Source organism: Nocardia sp. NPDC055053 (assembly GCF_053608285.1).
The window spans coordinates 192,414-210,699 of sequence record NZ_JBSGVD010000004.1 but is presented as its reverse complement, the minus strand read 5'-3'; the positions used below and the strand labels follow the sequence as shown (position 1 = coordinate 210,699).

Genomic DNA, 18,286 nt, shown 5'->3' with positions numbered 1-18,286 from the left:
GCAAACCCGTCCCGGAGAGCGCAGAGGTAATCACACTCGATAGCGCGGAATCCGCCGCGAAGCCGCTCAACGGCCGAGTCGGAGAAAGGCGCTGGTGGAATTCGCGATATGAATCCGATGGAACCGGATGCAAGATCGAAGCCGAATATTTCCAAATTTGTTTCATGCATCGAATTTTGTTACGTCGCATATTTCATGCCGACCAAACGATCTGATGAACACAACCGATGATGTCCCGCTATGCTCGCTCGTCAACGTCGTCGGGACGGCGAGCGGACTTCGGCTGTTACCCGGCAGGGTGCATGCCGAGCCACCAGACGTCGTGTGTAGTCCGAGCGGACTGTGCCCAGACGTCCGCCCGCACCGCGGCGCGGGCGGATAAGAACGTGGCCGAAGGCTCCCGTCCACCGGGAGACGTTCTTGGGGGCCTGTCGAGTCGAACTTAGTGTGACTCCCGCCACTGGAACGTTTCAGTGTGGCCTGCACCATATTTATGAGGGAGTCTCTATGAATCTGATGAAGTCTCGCCTGTTCGCGATGATCGCAGCGATCATCGCGGCGGTGGCGCTCATGGCAGTCGGAGCTGGTGGCTCGGCCGCAGCGCCGCAAACCGGTGAAATGTTCCTCACCTTTGTCCGCCATGGCGAATCGGCAGGCAATACTTCCGGTCTGATCGACACTTCCGTCCCCGGACCCGGCCTGACCGAGAAGGGGCGGGTGCAGGCCGCTGCGGTAGCCGAACTGCTCGGCGACTGCAAGTTCGACGGCATCTACGCGTCGACGATGGTTCGGACCCAACAGACGGCAGAGCCGACCTCGAAGCTGTGTGGTCATTCGACCGTCGTCGAACCGGGACTGCACGAGATCGAGGCAGGCATCTACGAGGGCACGCCGGAGAAGGAGGCGCGTGAGGGCTACTTGGCCGCACCGATCCAGTGGCTGCAGGGCAACCTCGATGCCCGGATCCCCGGCTCGATGAACGGCCACGAGTTCAAGAAGCGCATGGACGACTCCATCCAGGACATCCAGGACCGCGGCAGCAAGCGTGCGGTGATCTTCTCCCATGGCGGTGCCATCATGTTCTGGGCGCTCATGTCCGTCTCCGATCCTGACATGAGCAAGCTGCAGTCCGATCCGCTGCACAACACCGGCCGGGTGGTCGTGAAGGGCTCCCCGGCGAAGGGCTGGAAGCTCGTCTCGTGGGACGGCCATTCCGCCGGCTGAACCGCCATCTCGTCGTCCAGGGCATGGGCCGCTGCCAGCAGTGCTGGGCGGCCCATGTCGTGGCGATGACAGCGTGCGCCCTGCGGCACCCGAAAGCTCATCCGTGGCGTGGCGGTCAAATGACCGGACCGAAGATCGGCGTGAGCGAAGCTGTGCCCGGGCGACGCGGGCCTCGGGCATGGAGGGCACCGGCCGGGCGTGGTCGCGTCCTGTTCTGACAGCATGACGAGCGTGATCAAGGCCCTGCGCTCCGCACGAGACAAAGCACGGCGGCTGCCGGGCGCTGTCTGGTACCTGGCGGTCGGCGGTGTCACCGCGCTGTTCGCGCTGGTCGCGGTGGTCGGCCTGCTGATCGTCTGCGCTTTCTGCCTGATCGGCGTGGGGATACCGGCGCTGCCCGAGGTGATTCGGCTGACCCGGCCGTTGGTGTCGTTCGATCGGCGCAGGGCGGCACGGTATCTCGGTGAACAGGCGGTGCAGGCCTATCAGCCGTTCACCGGCGGCTTGCGGCAGCGGGTCGCGACGGTGTTCACCGATCCGGCGAACCGCCGGGACTTCGGCTGGCTGGTCGCACACGCGCTGACCGGCATCTATCTCGCGGTGTTCGCCATCGTGCTGCCGCTCAGCACCTTCGTTCAGCTGGTGATCCCGGGATTCTGGCAGTTGATGCCGGCGGGGGAGGAGTTCGCCAGTTTCGGTTTCGTGGTCGACTCGTGGCCGAAGGCGATACTGAGCTTCTTCCTCGCATTCCCGGTGGCCCTGGTGACTCTGCAGCTTCCGGTGGCCGCGCGCTGGCAGGCAATGGCCACCCGTGCCCTGCTGAAACCGACCGAGGGCGCCCTGCTGGCCGATCGGGTCGCGGCCCTCACCGCGACCCGGGCCGCCGCGCTGGACGCGCACGGTGCCGAGCTGCGCCGGATCGAGCGTGACCTGCACGACGGCGCGCAGGCCCGGCTCGCGGCGGTGATCATGCAGCTCGGGCTGGCCGACCAACTGCGCGACAAGGATCCGGAAACAGCGCAGGGTCTCGTGCGCAAGGCGCAGGACACCGCGACGGCCGCGCTGGCCGAGCTGCGTGATGTGGTGCGCAACGTCTACCCGCCGGTGCTCACTGATCGGGGCCTGGCGAGTGCCATCTCGGCGGTGGCCGCCCGCAACCCGATCCCCTGCGTGCTCGATCTCCGCGAGGTCGGCAGGCGTCCCGCCGCGGTGGAGGCGGCGGCGTACTTCGTCATCACCGAGGCGCTCACCAATGCCACCAAGCACTCCGGCGCCGCGGCCATTTCCCTGGTGCTCGGCGGTGCGTCCGAGCTGTTGACGATCGAGATCCACGACGACGGGGTGGGCGGCGCCGTGGAGACCTACGACGGCGGGCTGGCCGGTATTCGGCGCAGGGCCGAGGCGCTCGACGGCCGGATGACGCTGACCAGTCCACCCGGTGGCCCTACTATATTGCGGGTGGAGTTGCCGTGCGGGTCATGATCGCCGAGGACAATGCCTTGCTGCGGGAGGGCCTGGTGCTGCTGCTGAGCACGGCGGGCATCGAGGTGGTGGCCGCCGTGGACAACGCGGACGACTTCCTCGCGGCGGTGGCCGCGGATCGGCCGGACGCGGTCGTCGTCGATGTGCGCCTGCCGCCGACGTTCACCGACGACGGTTTACGCGCGGCCGTCAGCGCGCGCAAGCTGCACCCCGGCCTGCCGGTGCTGGTGCTGTCGTCCTGGGTGGAGGACAGCTACGCCGCGGAACTGCTCGGTGACGGCATGGGCGGTGTCGGCTATCTGCTCAAGGAGCGGGTCGGCAAGGTGGATCGCTTCCTCGATTCGCTGCGCCGGGTCGCGGCGGGCGGCACCGCGATGGACCCTGAGGTGATCTCGCAACTGCTGGTGCGGCGCAAGGCCGATGACCCGATGGCCACGCTGACCGCCCGCGAGCGCGAGGTGCTCGCGCTGATGGCCGAGGGCCACAACAACGCGACCATCGCCGAGCGGCTGGTGGTCAGCGAAGGCGCTGTGCACAAACACATTCGGAGCATTTTCGCGAAGCTCGGACTCTCCGCCGAGGATGTCGGCCATCGCCGGGTACTTGCTGTCTTGACCTACCTGAACGCGTGAAGCCCTGAACCCGTTGGGGTTCAGGGCCGCACCGGTTCCGGTCAGTCTGCTCGACAGGTCATATCGCCGACGGGCAGCGTGCCGTCCCGGAAGTAGGTGTTCACCGCCGAATACACGCAGGAGTTCTGGTAGCGCCCGAAGATCCAGTGGACCGGCACATCCTGGAGGGTGACCATGCGGGACGCTCTCAAAGCGTTGTGCAGGGCGACCGCTCCGTCGTACGCGGTCCTGGTGTCACCGGTGGATTGCACGATCATGGCGGGCACCGCGTTGCGCACCACCGTGGTCGGTTCGGTGGGCGGGGCCCAGAACGCGCACGGTGTGATGTTGTTGGTGAATCCGGCGAACACCGGTTCGGTGGCGCGGGCAGCCTCGATGTTGCGCCGATAGAATTCCGGATCCCGCGGTGCGGCAACGTCACCGCACATGATGGCCATCTGTGCCGAATTATCGTTCGGCCGTGCCTTCAACGCGAATCCGAGTGTGGCATTCAACGTTTCGTCGGGCTGGGCGGGCTTGCCCGCGGCAGCATCGGCGATGGTGCGGATCTGACCGGCGAGCATCCCGTACTGGTCCGGGCTGTCCAGCCCGACGAACAGCACCACCGGCAGCCAGTGTTCGTCGATCTCGTATTCGCCCATCCGGATCGGCGTGTCCGCAGCCTGTTTGATCAGGTCCTGGACAGCACCGCGAACCTGGGCCCGGCTGGTACCGAAGTGGTATTCACCGTCGCGTGTCGCGACCCAATCCGCCCACAGGTCGAGTGCGGCCTCGTTGGCCGGACCCATGGCCTGCATCATGCCGACCGTCCCGTAGGCGTCCGGGTCGGCCGCGCTGTCCAGCACCATCCGGTCGCTGCGTTCGGGGAACATCTGCATGTACACCGCACCGAGGTAGGTGCCGTACGAGGTGCCGAAGTAGCTGATCTTCTCCGCGCCGAGAATGCCGCGGATGACGTCCATGTCCCGCGCGGTGTTGCGGGTGGTGATGTGGGGAAGTCGAGCCGCTTCGGTAGCGGCGCAGCGGGTGGCCAGGTCCCCTTGTATCGCAACGGATTCCGCGAAGCCTGCCGCGTCGAGGCCCGCCGAATGCAGCCCGAAGCCGATCGGCCACCGGCAGTCGACGGCGGACGAGCGCCCGACGCCACGCGGATCCATGCCGATCAGGTCGTAGCGTGCCCGCACCTCGGGCGTCATCGCCTTGCCGACATCGACCATGAAGTCCAGGCCTTCGCCGCCGGGACCGCCGGAGTTGGACAGCATGACGCCGCGCTGCGGTGCGGGATCGGTGCCGGCGATCCGGGAGATCGCCACCGTGAGCGTAGGCCCCTGTGGGTCGGCGTAATTCACCGGCACAGTGACGTCGGCGCACTGTGCCCCGGCCTCATCCAATTTCGGAACCCCGCAGTCTTTCCAATCCAACTGCTGACTGGCGAGCCGGTCCTGCACCGCGGTGTGCGGCTTCGCCTCGGCCCCGGGACCGGCACAGCCGATCAGTCCGGCACAGGCCACCAGACCGGTCAAGGCGACCGTCAGCCCTTTCGTGCGTTGCATTGTCTCTCCTCGGAAGTTGTTCGGCCGCAGACAATATGGGGGCCGTGGTTGCAGGTGGGTGGGGCGATCACGAGGCGCACAGGGCGGCGTCAAGTACACCGTTGACCGCATCGGCCTCCTCCTCGGTGGCCGGCAGCTGGTTGACCGTGACGGTCACCGCGGTGCCTTCGGCCGTCACGCCGTTGCGTGTCTCGAAGCCGGGAATGCTGCCGCCGTGCCCCCAGACCTCTTTGCCGCACGGCGCGGTCCGGTGGATCAGGGCGAGGCCGTAATCCGCGCCCGGCATGCGGTCGAACGGCACGGTGCGTTTCATCTCGGCCAATTGCGCAGGGGGCAACAGCTGTCCGGCGAGCAGTGCGGCGAAGAACCGGTTCATGTCGGTCGCGGTGGCGACCATGTCACCCGCGGTGGCGGCCCAGGACGGGTCGAAGTCGGTGAAATCGACTGGCTTACCATCGATCCGGTGATACCCGCGGGCGTGCGGGCCATGGATGATGGTGTCGCGGGCAGCCGGCACATAGGTATCGCGCAGGCCGATCGGCTCGAGGATCCGGCGCCCGATCTCGTCGGCGGCCGGATTGCCGGTCACCCGCTCGATCAGCAGACCGGCCAGCAGGTAATTGGTGTTCGTGTAGACGGATTTCGCGCCCGGTTCGAACTGCGGTGGCGCCGTCAGTGCTCGGCGGACCAGCTCGGTCATCCCGAAGTGCTGCCACCGCAGCGTTTCCTCGTCCGGGTCGATCTGTTCGGAATTCTGGGCTGTGATGCCGTCGCCGGAGCCACGACCGAGGTAATCCGGCACTCCGCTGGTGTGCTGCAACACTTGCCGCACCGTGATCCGGTTGCCGTCATTGCCGTTGCCCTGCACCAGACCGGGCAGGTAGCGCTCGATCGACGCGTCCAGGTCGACCTTGCCCTCGGCGACCAGCTGCATGATCACCGTCGCCACATAGGTCTTCGTGTTGCTGCCGATCCGGACGCGCGCGTCGTCCGGGAACGGTGCGCGAGTGTTCAGGTCGCCGACCCCCGCGGTGAACGTCCGATGTCCGGCGGGTCCGTCGATCACCACCTGCACACCGGGAAATCCATGGCGCACCAGCTTTTCCATTGCGGTGGCCACCGCAGGCGGTGGCGTCTTCGCCGCCTCTTCCGGTGCGCCCACCGATGCCTCACCGCACGCGGCAGCGGCGAGCACCGCGCCCACCACTACGACCGAAAGGGCCGCTTTACCGGAGTTGCGCCGAAATGGGTTCATGAGCTTCCTCCTGTTCGAGCCGGAAGGCATGGGTGCGTCCCCGACGATTCGAGCCTAGGAATCGGGAGTCCTCGCGCCCATGCCGCGCGCACCCGAATGCTGGGTACTGTCTGCAGGCGTGACGTGGTAGTGCTGGCACCACCACGTCAGTTGGTCGTCACGAAAATGGCGGAATGCAATACGGGCTCACGATTGCCGGAACACTGGAGCGCCACCGTGGCCGACGGACTGTCCATCAGGACACCTGCCAGCCGCGTACTGCCGACGGCGTCCCTCTGCTCGCGGCACTGGCCGTCGATGACCGGGTGCCACCGCACCAGCGTTTCCGGGCGGTCGGCCTGCTGTTCAGCATCGCCACTGTCGCGGACCGCCACCTGGCCGACTGCTGGCCCGACACACCGCGGTATGCAGATCCCGGGAGCGAGGACCGAGCCCGCGAGGCGGTCCGGTCTTGCCCACCGGACCTACTCGCCCGGTGGGCATCTGAATGTCCGGCAGTCCGGCTGGCACTCGCGGGCCTCGCCGTGGTGTTCCCTACCGCCCGCACGCTGCCCGCGCTGACCCCGCGACTCCAGGGTTTTGTCGAGCAGCACCCACCGGGCAGCGACATCGGCGACTACGTGCGTTTCATTCTGGTACTCGCCGCCGGGATCGACGACCAGACCCTCGCAACCGTCGATTCGCTTACTGCCGCGGCCTGGAGGGGCACCTCCCGCGTAGCGCCGACACCAGCCCGAAGTCTCCATTTGCTCAGCCAGATGTTGAACCAGGTAGGAATGGGTCTCACGCGATCACACGGTGGCTGCTCAACCTGAGACTGGCGCCGTGACCGCGCTCTGAGTCGGGGTGTATGCGCGGTTGAGGCTGGCATGAAGGTTCACTCAATCATCAGATGGGGCAGGGGAGGCGGTGAATCCGGTGTCGTGCGTGAAACGCGCAGGACCGCGTTTCGCGGTCGCGGTCATGGAGGGCTTCGGTGAGGTGCGTTGACATCAGCGGCATCCACCACCCTCATGCCGGTTCCGGTGCCTCACCTCGATCGGCTTCCTAAGCGATGCAGCCGGTGGTGAGTGAGCCGGGCTGAGACACTAGCGAGAGACGGCTCCGCCGTGAGGCGGGGCCGTCCAATCTTCAGGCATCTGTGCCGCTGGTCAGCGCGCAGTTATTCCGTCAGTGGGGGCGAACCACGCCGTGGACGGGCTACTTCGCATCGCCGGGCTGGAACTGCTCGACGTCGCCCCACTCCCACGCGATTCCCCCGTCAGCGGCAGCGTCTTTGACTAGCGACCACACCAGATGGATGTCGCGGTCGGGAGGCAGGTCGATCGCGATGTGGCGATCCCCGCTCCACTCTGATTTCAGGTGGCTCTGCGTCACGGCGTCGTCGATGGCGTCGTGCAGGTGTGTGGCCTTGCTGCCTGACAGCACTGGCAGCAGGAGGATACGAAACACGCGATGCTCAGACTTCTTGAGCAGTTCGGTCACCTGGTGACCGGTCGGATCCAACCTCACTTGATCACCGAGCGCGAGGCCGTAAACGCGGAAGGGAACGCATGAAACCTTGAAGGTGTCCTCACCCTGTGGCTCGAGCCAGAGCTGTTCGAGTGTGTCTGGAAAGCCGTACGGTTCGAGGTCGGCCATGGCTATGCAATTGGAACTACCACGGTCTACCGGTGATTCATGAGCGATGTAGTACGGTCCGGGCATTCGGGAGACTCTCGATCGGGTGGGACTTCATGGTGTTCAGACACCTCGAAGGCGGTGGTGTATCGCGCACGATGATGCCGCATTGAGCAAGATCGCCAACGTCGGATGTCGAGCATGATCGCGACGTCGGGTTTCGCCGATGCAGGATTCTGGTCGTTCAGGCCGCCAGGGTTCATCGGTGAACGACGTCGCCGTTCACCGATGTAGTAGCCAGTGTCAGGGGCCGGTCGTTCGCAGCGTTGGTGTTCTGAGGGCGGCAGCGCGGTCGCACAGTCTCATCCAAAGCAGGCCGCGCGGCAAAGCCCCCGAACGGCCTGGCGGTGGCGCGCGGCTGATGCCGTACGTGGCCAACGATGGGCGTTTCGACGCCTGCTGCGCGGGTGTGGAGTCCTTTGATGATGGACACCGAATGAGTACCCGTGACCGAGGTACGCCTCGGGGACGTGATCGCCGATCCCGCTGGCGGTACGGCCTGGCGGCGGGTGCGGGAGATCGCCTACGACGTCGCGCCGACAACGGGCGATATCGGTGACCGGCTCTAGGTGTACGCCTTCATTGGCTCGCTGGTGGAGTTGGTCGACGGCACGACCTCATCCGGAGGTGGAGATGAACTTCCCGGCCGTACGCCAGGCACGCGAACGTCTTACGGAGTGGGGCGTGCGCTTCGTTCGGATTACCGAAGACGCCGATACCGGCTCCCTTCCATGGTCGTCGGCTCTGAGCGCGCTACGAGAACCACTGATCGCTGCGGGACACCCACCACCGTCTGCAAGAATCGGTGAAACTGGTTGAGACGCTGGCGGCGTGTTCCGATTCTTGATCCGCGAGTATCTGTGTTGTTGCTGCGCGCCCTGGCGGCGCCTACGCTGCCCTGATCGAGTCGGACACCAGACTTTCGTGATCAAGCTCAATCCAGTGGTGGCAATCCGGTGTTGGTAGCCGCTCAATCCTGCGTTTGTCGGTTACCGGGCGATGCTCTGAGCGATTCGAGTGTTGAACCGGGTGAGGCGGGTGCGGTGTCAGTAGACGACTGGTGTGCCAATGTGGTGCCGATCAAATCGAGCTGAACGGTCGGCACGACCGTGTCGATGTCGGTGGGATCCGGCGGCGGGGTGATCGCGGCGCACACCGTGGCGTGGATGTCGCCGCCGTGGTTGAGGGCTTCGACGGCGGCACGCCCGAGGGAGAAGGGCCGTCTCAATACAGTGACGGCAGCGCCTTCGCCACATGACGTTGGAACTCCGCCTGGAGCGGAACCAGGCGAGTGTGATTGTTCTTTGAGGATTCGAAGCTGTCGGCCCACACCGAGTCGTATGCCGCACGACGTACCTCAGTCGCCAAAGTCTGCAACTGGTCATCGAACACGCGAGCATTCGCCTGCTCGAATCGGAGGACGGCGTCGGACCAGCCCACCGCGGTGGGTGTTTCCCACTGGCGTGATGGCCACTGGCCCGACTCCTCGAAGATCGTCAGGACGCGGTCGAGTTCGACGTCAGCGGCGTTGATCAAGTCCGCGAGTGCAACCTGAAGTGCGAGAATGCTCTCGCGCTGAAAGGTGTTGCGCGCCAACAGGCGCTCACGTTCGAACTGAACATCTCGCGCAGCGGTCTCGCGACGACTCGTGAATCGCTCCTTGTAGATCGTGAGTACCGACGTCGACATCGAACCGAGCGCCACACCAACGAAGCCGAAAATCGCTTCTGTCGCCACCACCCCATGACTCCTATCGCGGCAGTCGACCTCGACCGTCCCGAACACTCAATGGTCTTGGTGCTGAAGGTGAATCGGTCAACGAGGCATCCGGGTTCGATCATCTCAGACTGTGTGCCACGATCGCCATACTCGAGTTCCGGAGATGCGGTCCCTATTCTCGTCTAGCTACGATGATCGGACAGTGATCCCTGGAGGCGCTGGCGGCTTCGCTGGAGGTCGGCAGGTACCCCCACAGGATCTCCTCATGGAGAGGTAATGGGTACCGTGTACTGCCCTGTTGTGGAGCTCAACCTGTTGAAGGACCTGCAGGACAGGATCGGCTTCGAGAACTACGCCAACGGATTCGGGTTGCTCGAGTACGGGAGTACCTCCGAGCTCGAGGCTTGGTCGGAGAACCCGGAGTTCACCGCCCGGTTGGTCCCCTTCGCGCAGGCCAATGGTTCTGGTTCGTTCTATGCGCTCTGGCGGTACGACGACCAGGCGGAACTCACCGCCTTGCCTGTTGTGGTTTTCGGGGACGAGGGTGGACTGCACGTGGTCGCGCGCAATGTGCGGGAGCTCTTCCAGCTCATCGGCTTCGATTCGGAGATCATGGTGGACTGGGACGAAGTCTCATTCTGGCGCGATTCGGACGAACCGCACAGCACGGGCCACGTCGAGTACACGGCCTGGCTCGCGCAGCACTTCGGCCTGCCGGTGGCGGAAAATCCGGAGGCGGTTGTCGCTACGGCACAGGCGGAATTCGGGCAGCAGTTCGCCGACTGGGCTCGTCGCTTCTTGCCCAACTAGGGGCACCGTTAGCGAACGGTGAGCCAAACGACAAGTAGCTATCGATTCGGTGCGTGACCTCATCGCGACTCCTCATAGCCGCCACAACCTACCTCACCATTGCTGCAGGCCGGTCTTGGTTGACTCCTGATCTGTGAGGATTCGTCCTCGCTGCATGTGTTTCGAACGTGCTCATGACCTCGGGCGTGCGGCCCGTGCGGCTCGCCGGGACAACGCGGCGAAAGCGTCACGCAGTGAGTCCGGGCCGATCACTTCGATCTCGGTGTCGAATCGTGCCAGCGTCGCGGCGAGCGCGGGCCAGGACCAGGAGCCGGTCAGGAGTCTGGTTCGTGCGGGGCCGAGTTCCTCGACGGTTCCGTCGCCGGCGAACGGTGCCACCTGTGCGACGGGGAGATCGAGGATCACCTCGCCGCGACAGGGCCAGCTGTCGGCGCTGTCGGAGCCTTTGAATCGGGCGGACAGGAACGCGGCGACGTCGCCACCTGGTACTTGGCGCGGGGTGAAGCGTGGCCCGTTGGGGACGCGCAGTGCCATCCGATCGGCACGGTGTATCCGCCAATCGTGCCGCTGGGGATCCCATCCGATCAGGTACCAGCGACCACCCCGAGCCACGAGGTGGTGCGGATGTACCCGCCGTGCCGGTGGCAACCCCGGATGCGGTGAATCTGCCACTGACCGGTAGTCGAACCGCACCTCCTCCGCGGACCGGACGGCGGCGCTCAGCGCGAGCAGAACGGCGGTGTCGACCTGGGGATCTGCCCTGCGCCCGCCCGGTTCGACCGCGATCACCTCGAGGGCGTCGACCCGTTGGCGCAGGCGGGACGGCATGACCTGCCGCACGGTCGTCAAGGCGCGTGCGGCTGCCTCCTCGATACCCGCTCCCGTTCCGACAGCGATCCGTAACGCCACCGCGAGCGCGACCGCCTGCTCATCGTCGAACAGGAGCGGGGGCAGCTCGCTGCCCGCGTCGAGCCGGTAACCACCCTCGGGTCCCTTCACCGCGTGAATCGGGTAGCCGAGTTCGCGCAGCCGCTCGACGTCGCGGCGAACCGTGCGTTCGCTCACGGCCAGCCGTTCGGCGAGCAGCATTCCAGGCCAGTCACGGCGGACCTGCAGCAACGACAACAGCGAGAGCAGGCGGCGGGAGGTCGCTGTCGAAGAGGCGATCGGCATGTGCCCAGGCTGCCACAAATAGCGGACGTTCCCTGACCGGTACTGCTGACAGGGTGGAATTTGCCGCCGGAGCCCTCCGGTGGCGAAACACTCCGAAGGGATCTGTCAGATGTCGGTACACGCTGTCGCTCACTTGAACTTCCACGGTCAGGCTCGCGCGGCTCTGGAGTTCTACCAGTCGGTGTTCGGTGGCCGGATCACCGTCGCGACCTACGGTGACTTCGGGATGCCCGCCGCGCTGCCCGACGCCGCCAAGGTCGTGTTCGGTCAGGTCGTCGCCGACGACGGGTTCCGGGTCATGGCCTATGACGTGCCCGGTGCGGACGCGCCGGTCGTCCAGGACCCGGCGACCACCCGCCGCGAGAACGGCGCCACCCTCACCACGGAACCATTCTTCCTCTCGGTCCGTGGTGACACCGTCGAGGAGGTGGGCGCGCTGTGGGAACGACTCGCGGACGGGGCGACCGTCATCGAGGAGTTCGGCCCGGCGCAGTGGGCACCCGGGTTCGGGATGCTGCGCGATCGCTTCGGTATCACCTGGATCCTTGACGTCGCAGCCGAATACGCCCAGGCCTGAGGCAATTTCACCGGGGTGCGGCGACTGGTCGCACCCCGGTGAGTTCCTTCTACTTCGTCAGCGGGAGTCAGCGCGCGGTCGGGCCGAGGGTGTGTCTCGAAATGACCACCGCAGGGTGTGAGACTGGTTGACGGGCTGTGTTTTTGACAGTGGCGAGGTTTCCGGTAGTTGGTTGATCGACGAAGATTCAACTGCATACCGGAGACCTCGTGACCGCCCTGGCGGTGACGGGCCACCGGGATTCTCTACCTGATCAAACGGGTAGCGCGCCGCGGTGTCCGCCGCCTTGCCGCCCACGCTCGGTCAGCGCGACTACCCCGTGGCCCGCCATCCGGGTCTGCGAACCCAGGGTGAGCGGACCCACAGACGCCCGTTCAGCGATACGCAGGGGGGTCATCGCATCCGGAATTCCGGTCCGATGCTGGAACTCCACCCACTGCGAGTCCCGAATTTCGGTGAAATCCGCACCGCCAGAACGATCTCCGATCCGGCCGAACATGATGTCGGAGACGATGTCGTCCCAGGCGTCGGGTGCGAAGCCGTGGTCGCGCAACCACTCCGACACCGGCTCGGCACGCAGACCCAGCTCGGACGGGTGGGGGTCGCCAGACAACGCCGGCTCCTCGTGAACGCGATCATCGAGGCTGGCCCTTCGTATCATTTCGCCGTTTTCGGCGATACCCCAACCACCCCATTCGTAGTCGCCAGCTTCCTTGTACCAGTGTGCTGCGCCGAATCGACCGCTCAGCTCGCAACAACGTTCATTCCTGGACGGGCGCGACATGCTGGCGAGCCATGCCTGTTTGACGTCATCGGATTCGTTCTGCATGAACGTCTCCCAGACGTAGGATTCCTGCGCCTCCTGGATCCGCCCGTCGTCACGGGGGTAGTGCGAAGCCGGATCCCCGAATACGAGCGTCCAGCCATCGAGAACGGGGCTGACGTAGACCCGTTCACACTCCTCGATCGGATGTCGTCGGTTTTCCAGGGCCACAACGGTGCCCATCGCGACGGTTGCCGGGACCGGATCCGACAGCCCGAACGCGTCGAGTACCGCGGCTTGGTCATCGGTGGGCAGCGCCCACCACAAGCAATCCTCCGCTGCTCGCAGGGGTTGGGGCCGCTCGCGTGCCAGCTTGGCCATGATGAACCGATGCAGCAGCGCGAGGTCGGCGGGTTCGATAGTGTGCCAGCCGATTTCGGCGAGGGCGGCGAGTGCGGCGCGCCGTTCGGACAGGTGCGACCGTCTGACCTGCTGTAGCAGTGGAACCAGCTGCGCGCGGTCGGTGGCGCCGAACCGAGCGAGGTAGTGATCGATGGTCATCGGTGACAAGAACCCTCCGCATGAGCAAGTGCCTGGTTGGCGAGCAGTCAGTCGTGCACAGTGCCAGAACCCTCCGACAGCTCGGCGCACTCACTGCCGCCGAGAATCAGTCATGAACCGCGACGATGCCCCCGCCCTCCTGCGCGACGCTTCGTCGTTGAAATCGGCATTTCGGCAAGCGTGGCTGGACGTGACATTCGCCGATAGTCGTGTCGGAGCTTCTCCGTAGGAAGTTCGCCGCTACATCGACACAACCCAGTCACCGATCGCCGCACAGCGGCGATCGGCAACCATCTACCACTGCGAAACACTGCCTAGCCGGCGGCTGCTCCCGGTAGCTCCCCGTAGAAATCGCGCAGGGCGGCGGTGATCCCGACGAAGACCCGGTGGGCGGCGGCCAGGTCGGCGTCGGGTAGATCGGCCAGTGCCGCCCGGGTGCGCGCGCTGAGGGGGCCGAAGAACCCGGCCGCCACGGACATCCCGTGGTCGGTGTAGCCGAGGTGGACGCGCCGCCGGTCCGTGGGGTCGGGGGCGCGCTCGAGATGTCCGGATTCGATCATGCGCTCGACCAAGTAGGTGACAGCGGGTGCCGAGACGCCCATGAGCTTGCTCAGCTGGCCCGCGGTGAGTGGTGCGCCTTCGGCGTCCGCGGTCGCGACGTGCATGAGGGCACGGAAGTCGTTCGGGCGCAGGTCGTTCGACCGCGCGAAGACGTGCCCGATCTGTTCGGAGATCGCGGTCAGCGCGCGCAGATCCCGGGCGATCTCGGTTTCCAGCCCAGTCCGGTCGAGGGCCGGATCGGTGTTCGCGGTGTCCTCGTCCACGCGGTGTCTCCTTTCGGTCCGGCTGCGAGCTTATCCGCTCCGCGGGGTCGGCATTGCCAGGTAGTTAAGTTTCTGAAATAGTTTCCCGCGTGATGCGAGCGAGTAGTGGACAGGGATGGGACCGGTTCGCCCGGCTGGTCACCGGACGGCGATCGTGGGCGGTGCTCCTGGTGGTGTTGGCGGCCGCGATGGCCGTCATGGCGTTGGCGGGCGGTAACGACAGTGCGGGGCAGGCCCCGGTGTCGCTACCGTCGTCGGCGGAATCGGCCAGGGCCGCCGCGGCGGCCGCGGACTTCCCTGACGCGGGGCAGGCCGCCGCGATCATGGTGGCGACTCGCACCGACGACGGCGTACTGACAGCCCCCGACCTGGCGGCGCTGGACGACGCGCTCGTCCGGGCCGAGGTGCCCTCGACCGGCGGTCCCCGCCTCGTACCGGCGCCCGACGGCCGCGCCGCCATCGCCCAGATCCCGGTGTCCGCTGACCTCAACGGTTTCGCGCTCACCGACCGGATCGACGCGCTGCGTACCACCGTCACCACCGGCTTGCCCGAACCGCTGCGGGTGCAGGTGACCGGTGGGCCTGCCTTCGGGGCCGATATCGCCGACTCGTTCTCCGGGGCGAACACACTGCTGCTGATCGTGACGGCGCTGGTGGTGATGACGCTGCTGATCGTCACCTATCGCTCACCGATCTTGTGGCTGGTTCCGTTGACGGTCGTCGGCCTGGCCGACCGCGTAGCCACCAGCGTTGGCACCGCGCTGGCCCAGCTCACCGGCTTGACCTTCGACGGTTCGACCTCCGGCATCACCAGCGTCCTGGTCTTCGGCGCAGGCACGAACTACGCGTTGCTGCTGGTCTCGCGGTACCGCGACGAACTGCATCGGCATCGCGACCATCGCGACGCCCTGCGCGCGGCGGTGCGCCATGCCGCGCCTGCCATCGTCGCCAGCAACATCACCGTCGTGCTGGCCCTGCTGACGTTGCTGCTGGCCGCACTGCCCAACACGCGCAGTCTGGGTGCGTTCGCCGCGGCCGGACTCCTCGTCGCGGTGATCTTCGTGCTCTTCGCCCTGCCACCCGCCCTGGCGTTGTGCGGGCGAGGCGTCTTCTGGCCGTTCGTGCCCAGCGCAGACGGTCGTGATCCGGCCGAGCACGGCCTTTGGGCCGCCGTGGCGATGCGGGTGGTTCGCCGCCCTGCCGTCGTCGCGGGCGCCGCGTCAGCGGTCCTGGTCGTCTTCGCGACCGGGCTCGCGACCACCGACATCGGGCTGTCCCGCACCGAGCAGTTCCGGGTCGAGGCCGAATCCGTCGACGGGCTGCAAACCATGGCCGCGCACTTCCCCTCCGGCTCCGCCGATCCCGCCGTAGTGATCGCGCGCACCACCGCCGCAGACGCTGTGCAGTCGGAACTCGAAGGAGTGCAGGGTGTTTCGCGTGCCACGCGAATCGGCACCTCCGGTAGCGGCACCACGCGCTGGTCTGTCGTCCTGGACGCCCCACCTGGCTCGGCGGACGCGTTCAGCACGGTCGAGGCGATCAGGACCGCGGTCGGTGACGTACCCGATGCCGACGCGCTGGTCGGTGGTTCCGATGCCGAGGCGCTCGACATCCGCGATGCCGCCCGCCGCGATCAGGCGATGGTCATCCCGCTGATCCTCGCCGTCGTTCTGCTGGTCCTGCTGGCGCTGTTGCGGGCGGTCCCCGCGGCGGTTCTGCTGGTCGGCGTGACGGTGCTCAGCGCGCTCGCGGCGCTCGGCGCGGGTAGCTGGATCAGCGACACGGTGTTCGGGTTCCCGGCGCTGGACACCAACGTTCCGCTGTTCGGTTTCCTGTTCCTGGTCGCCCTCGGCGTCGACTACACGATCTTCCTGGTGACCAGAGCGCGGGAGGAGGCGGCCGCGCACGGCACTACCCAGGGGATGGTCCGCGCCGTCGCCTCGACCGGAGCGGTGATCACCAGCGCCGGCGCGGTCCTCGCCGCGGTGTTCTGTGTGCTGGGTGTGCTGCCGTTGATCACGCTCACCCAGCTGGGCATCGTCGTCGGCGTCGGCATCCTGCTCGATACCTTCGTGGTGCGGACGCTGGTGGTTCCGGCGTTGTTCGAGCTACTGGGTGACAAGGTCTGGTGGCCGGCGACGCCCGCGAAAACCGCAGGTGCGCAACCGGAGACCGTCGCTGCTGCGTAGTACTCAGGCCGAATGGAGACCGCGTGGCGAAAACCGAGAAGCCCCGGACACCTCGGTGCGAAACCGAGTGTCCGGGGCCTCTTCTGGGATCTCAGCCCGCGGTCTGTTCCTTGCTGCGGATCTCCACGATCGGCAGCACCAGCGCGGCGGGCGCGCCCGCGGGCACGGCGGGCTGCTGCGGGGCCACCGGTTCGATCCGGGTGTAGCCGACGCTCTGCTCGGGGCGGGTGTCGACCTCGCCTTTGTTCGGCCAGTAGGCGGCGGCCCGCTCGGCCTGGGCGGTGATGGTCAGCGACGGGTTCACGCCCAGGTTCGCCGAGACGGCGGCGCCGTCGACGACACTCAGTGTGGGGTAACCGAATACGCGGTGGTAGGCGTCGATCACGCCGTGCTCACGGTCGGCACCGATGGCGGCACCGCCGAGGAAGTGCGCGGTCAGTGGAACGTTGAACACCTCACCCCAGGTTCCGCCCGCGACGCCGCCGATCTTCTCCGCGACCCGGCGGGTGACATCGTTGCCCGCCGGAATCCAGGTCGGATTCGGTTCGCCGTGGCCCTGCTTGGAGGTGAGCTTGCGCCCGCCGAACAGGCCGCGCTTGGTGTAGGTGGTGATCGAGTTATCCAGGTGCTGCATCACCAGCGAGATGATGGTGCGCTCGCTCCAGTTCTTGACGCTCAGGAAGCGCACCAGCAGCAGCGGATGCATCAGCGCGACGCCGAGGAAGCGCAGCCAGCGCGGGACCTTGCCGCCACCGTCGACCATCAGGGTCTGTAGCAGACCCATCGAGTTGGAGCCCTTGCCGTAGCGCACCGGCTCGATGTGGGTGTCGGGGGTCGGGTGGATCGAGGAGGTGATCGCGACACCCTTGGTGAAGTCCTGACCGGGCGCCAGCGTCTTGGTCGCCGCGCCGACGATGGACTCGGAATTGGTGCGGGTCAGCAGGCCCAGCTTGTCCGAGAGGTTCGGCAGCACACCCTGATCGCGCATCGAGTGCAGCAGCTTCTGGGTGCCGAGGGTGCCCGCGGCGAGAACGACCTGCTTGGCCGTGAAGGTCTTGGGATCTTTGCGGACCCAGGCGCCGGTGCGCTCGGTCGCGACATCCCAGGTGCCATCCGGCAGCGGGCGCAACGCGTTGACCGTCGTCATCGGAATGATCTGTGCCCCGGCCTTTTCCGCGAGGTACAGGTAGTTCTTGACCAGGGTGTTCTTGGCGCCGAACTTGCAGCCGACCATGCAGTCACCGCACTCCACGCACCCGGTGCGCTCGGGGCCGACGCCACCGAAGTACGGGTCGGCCACGGTCTTGCCCGGCTCGCCGAAGAACACGCCGACGGGGGTCTGCACGAAGGTGTCGCCGACGCCCATGTCCTCGGCGACGGCCTTGAAGATCTCGTCGGCGGGAGTCATGTGCGGGTTCTGCACCACGCCGAGCATCTTCTTGGCCCGCTCGTAGTACGGGGTGAGCTCGGCGCGCCAGTCGGTGATGTCGCGCCACTGGGCGTCCTGGAAGAACGGCTCCGGCGGTACGTAGAGGGTGTTGGCGTAGTTCAGCGAACCACCGCCGACACCGGCGCCGCCGAGGATCAGCACGTCGCGCAGGGGATGGATGCGCTGGATGCCGAAGCAGCCGAGCTTGGGTGCCCATAGGAATTTGCGCAGGTCCCAGCTGGTTTTTGGTAGCTCTTCGTCGGTGAATCGGCGGCCGGCCTCGAGAATGCCGACCTTGTATCCCTTCTCCACCAGGCGCAGTGCGGTAACACTGCCGCCGAAGCCGGAGCCGACGATCAAGACGTCGAAGTCGGTGGTGCGATCGGACATACGAGGGCTCCTCGAAGGGTGTCGA

At 66.3% G+C, this 18,286-nt stretch carries 16 protein-coding genes; 7 read left to right on the top strand and 9 right to left on the bottom strand.

Features of this window, described 5'->3' with window-relative positions:
* Positions 1–507: 507 nt before the first annotated feature.
* From ACWF82_RS06185 to ACWF82_RS06175, 3 genes are all read left to right on the top strand, one after another.
* The gene (locus tag ACWF82_RS06185) at positions 508–1,224 is read left to right on the top strand and encodes a histidine phosphatase family protein (protein ID WP_452498646.1); all 717 of its coding nucleotides are present in this window, start codon (positions 508–510) and stop codon (positions 1,222–1,224) included.
* 222 nt (positions 1,225–1,446) lie between these two features.
* Positions 1,447–2,706, top strand: a complete 1,260-nt coding sequence (locus ACWF82_RS06180; RefSeq protein WP_452498502.1) for a sensor histidine kinase — start codon at positions 1,447–1,449, stop codon at positions 2,704–2,706.
* Complete coding sequence (locus ACWF82_RS06175) at positions 2,694–3,338, top strand: response regulator (RefSeq protein WP_452498500.1); 645 nt, start codon at positions 2,694–2,696, stop codon at positions 3,336–3,338. Before ACWF82_RS06180 ends, ACWF82_RS06175 begins: the two co-directional genes overlap by 13 nt.
* A 41-nt stretch (positions 3,339–3,379) precedes the next feature.
* Here the strand turns inward: ACWF82_RS06175 and ACWF82_RS06170 are convergent, their stop codons facing one another.
* From ACWF82_RS06170 to ACWF82_RS06155, 4 genes are all read right to left on the bottom strand, one after another.
* Positions 3,380–4,891, bottom strand: a complete 1,512-nt coding sequence (locus ACWF82_RS06170; RefSeq protein ID WP_452498499.1) for an alpha/beta fold hydrolase — start codon at positions 4,889–4,891, stop codon at positions 3,380–3,382.
* A gap of 67 nt (positions 4,892–4,958) precedes the next feature.
* Entirely contained in the window at positions 4,959–6,146 is a 1,188-nt protein-coding gene (locus ACWF82_RS06165) for a serine hydrolase domain-containing protein (protein ID WP_452498497.1), read from the bottom strand.
* Positions 6,147–6,292: 146 nt separating this feature from the next.
* A complete protein-coding gene (locus tag ACWF82_RS06160; protein ID WP_452498495.1) occupies positions 6,293–6,520 on the bottom strand; it encodes a hypothetical protein in 228 nt (75 codons plus the stop codon).
* Between the two features lie 826 nt (positions 6,521–7,346).
* Positions 7,347–7,787, bottom strand: coding sequence for a DUF4265 domain-containing protein (locus tag ACWF82_RS06155; protein WP_452498494.1), 441 nt, complete (start codon positions 7,785–7,787; stop codon positions 7,347–7,349).
* Between the two features lie 485 nt (positions 7,788–8,272).
* Here ACWF82_RS06155 and ACWF82_RS06150 point away from each other — a divergent pair, with 485 nt between their 5' ends.
* Positions 8,273–8,395: a hypothetical protein gene (locus ACWF82_RS06150; RefSeq protein ID WP_452498492.1), complete on the top strand. Its 123-nt coding sequence runs from the start codon at positions 8,273–8,275 to the stop codon at positions 8,393–8,395.
* A 655-nt stretch (positions 8,396–9,050) separates the two neighbouring features.
* On the opposite strand, the gene ACWF82_RS06145 is transcribed toward ACWF82_RS06150, so the two are convergent.
* Complete coding sequence (locus ACWF82_RS06145; RefSeq protein WP_452498490.1) at positions 9,051–9,566, bottom strand: hypothetical protein; 516 nt, start codon at positions 9,564–9,566, stop codon at positions 9,051–9,053.
* Positions 9,567–9,845: 279 nt separating this feature from the next.
* On the opposite strand from ACWF82_RS06145, the gene ACWF82_RS06140 reads away from it, so the two are divergent.
* Positions 9,846–10,355 carry a hypothetical protein gene (locus ACWF82_RS06140; RefSeq protein WP_452498488.1) on the top strand — a complete coding sequence of 170 codons (510 nt, stop codon included), beginning with the start codon at positions 9,846–9,848 and terminating at the stop codon, positions 10,353–10,355.
* A 171-nt stretch (positions 10,356–10,526) separates the two neighbouring features.
* Here ACWF82_RS06140 and ACWF82_RS06135 read toward each other — a convergent pair whose 3' ends face one another.
* Positions 10,527–11,528, bottom strand: coding sequence for a helix-turn-helix transcriptional regulator (locus ACWF82_RS06135; protein WP_452498486.1), 1,002 nt, complete (start codon positions 11,526–11,528; stop codon positions 10,527–10,529).
* Positions 11,529–11,637: 109 nt separating this feature from the next.
* Here ACWF82_RS06135 and ACWF82_RS06130 point away from each other — a divergent pair, with 109 nt between their 5' ends.
* Positions 11,638–12,105 carry a VOC family protein gene (locus tag ACWF82_RS06130; RefSeq protein WP_452498484.1) on the top strand — a complete coding sequence of 156 codons (468 nt, stop codon included), beginning with the start codon at positions 11,638–11,640 and terminating at the stop codon, positions 12,103–12,105.
* Positions 12,106–12,358: 253 nt separating this feature from the next.
* On the opposite strand, the gene ACWF82_RS06125 is transcribed toward ACWF82_RS06130, so the two are convergent.
* Together ACWF82_RS06125 and ACWF82_RS06120 are read right to left on the bottom strand one after the other, a co-directional pair.
* Positions 12,359–13,429 (bottom strand): hypothetical protein, encoded by a 1,071-nt coding sequence (locus tag ACWF82_RS06125; protein WP_452498482.1) that lies wholly within the window; start codon positions 13,427–13,429, stop codon positions 12,359–12,361.
* Positions 13,430–13,743: 314 nt separating this feature from the next.
* On the bottom strand, positions 13,744–14,253 hold the full coding sequence (locus ACWF82_RS06120) for a MarR family winged helix-turn-helix transcriptional regulator (RefSeq protein WP_452498480.1): 510 nt from the start codon (positions 14,251–14,253) through the stop codon (positions 13,744–13,746).
* A gap of 92 nt (positions 14,254–14,345) precedes the next feature.
* On the opposite strand from ACWF82_RS06120, the gene ACWF82_RS06115 reads away from it, so the two are divergent.
* The gene (locus ACWF82_RS06115; RefSeq protein ID WP_452498644.1) at positions 14,346–16,442 is read left to right on the top strand and encodes an MMPL family transporter; all 2,097 of its coding nucleotides are present in this window, start codon (positions 14,346–14,348) and stop codon (positions 16,440–16,442) included.
* Between the two features lie 91 nt (positions 16,443–16,533).
* On the opposite strand, the gene ACWF82_RS06110 is transcribed toward ACWF82_RS06115, so the two are convergent.
* A complete protein-coding gene (locus ACWF82_RS06110; protein ID WP_452498479.1) occupies positions 16,534–18,261 on the bottom strand; it encodes a GMC oxidoreductase in 1,728 nt (575 codons plus the stop codon).
* Positions 18,262–18,286 lie beyond the last annotated feature (25 nt).

Bases quoted from the DNA above. Each gene is read 5' to 3' on its own strand.
- ACWF82_RS06130 (WP_452498484.1), top strand. From the start codon at position 11,638: ATGTCGGTACACGCTGTCGCTCACTTGAACTTCCACGGTCAGGCTCGC.
- ACWF82_RS06185 (WP_452498646.1), top strand. From the start codon at position 508: ATGAATCTGATGAAGTCTCGCCTGTTCGCGATGATCGCAGCGATCATC.
- ACWF82_RS06125 (WP_452498482.1), bottom strand. From the start codon at position 13,429: ATGACCATCGATCACTACCTCGCTCGGTTCGGCGCCACCGACCGCGCG.
- ACWF82_RS06170 (WP_452498499.1), bottom strand. From the start codon at position 4,891: ATGCAACGCACGAAAGGGCTGACGGTCGCCTTGACCGGTCTGGTGGCC.
- ACWF82_RS06180 (WP_452498502.1), top strand. From the start codon at position 1,447: ATGACGAGCGTGATCAAGGCCCTGCGCTCCGCACGAGACAAAGCACGG.
- ACWF82_RS06155 (WP_452498494.1), bottom strand. From the start codon at position 7,787: ATGGCCGACCTCGAACCGTACGGCTTTCCAGACACACTCGAACAGCTC.
- ACWF82_RS06115 (WP_452498644.1), top strand. From the start codon at position 14,346: ATGCGAGCGAGTAGTGGACAGGGATGGGACCGGTTCGCCCGGCTGGTC.
- ACWF82_RS06165 (WP_452498497.1), bottom strand. From the start codon at position 6,146: ATGAACCCATTTCGGCGCAACTCCGGTAAAGCGGCCCTTTCGGTCGTA.
- ACWF82_RS06135 (WP_452498486.1), bottom strand. From the start codon at position 11,528: ATGCCGATCGCCTCTTCGACAGCGACCTCCCGCCGCCTGCTCTCGCTG.
- ACWF82_RS06110 (WP_452498479.1), bottom strand. From the start codon at position 18,261: ATGTCCGATCGCACCACCGACTTCGACGTCTTGATCGTCGGCTCCGGC.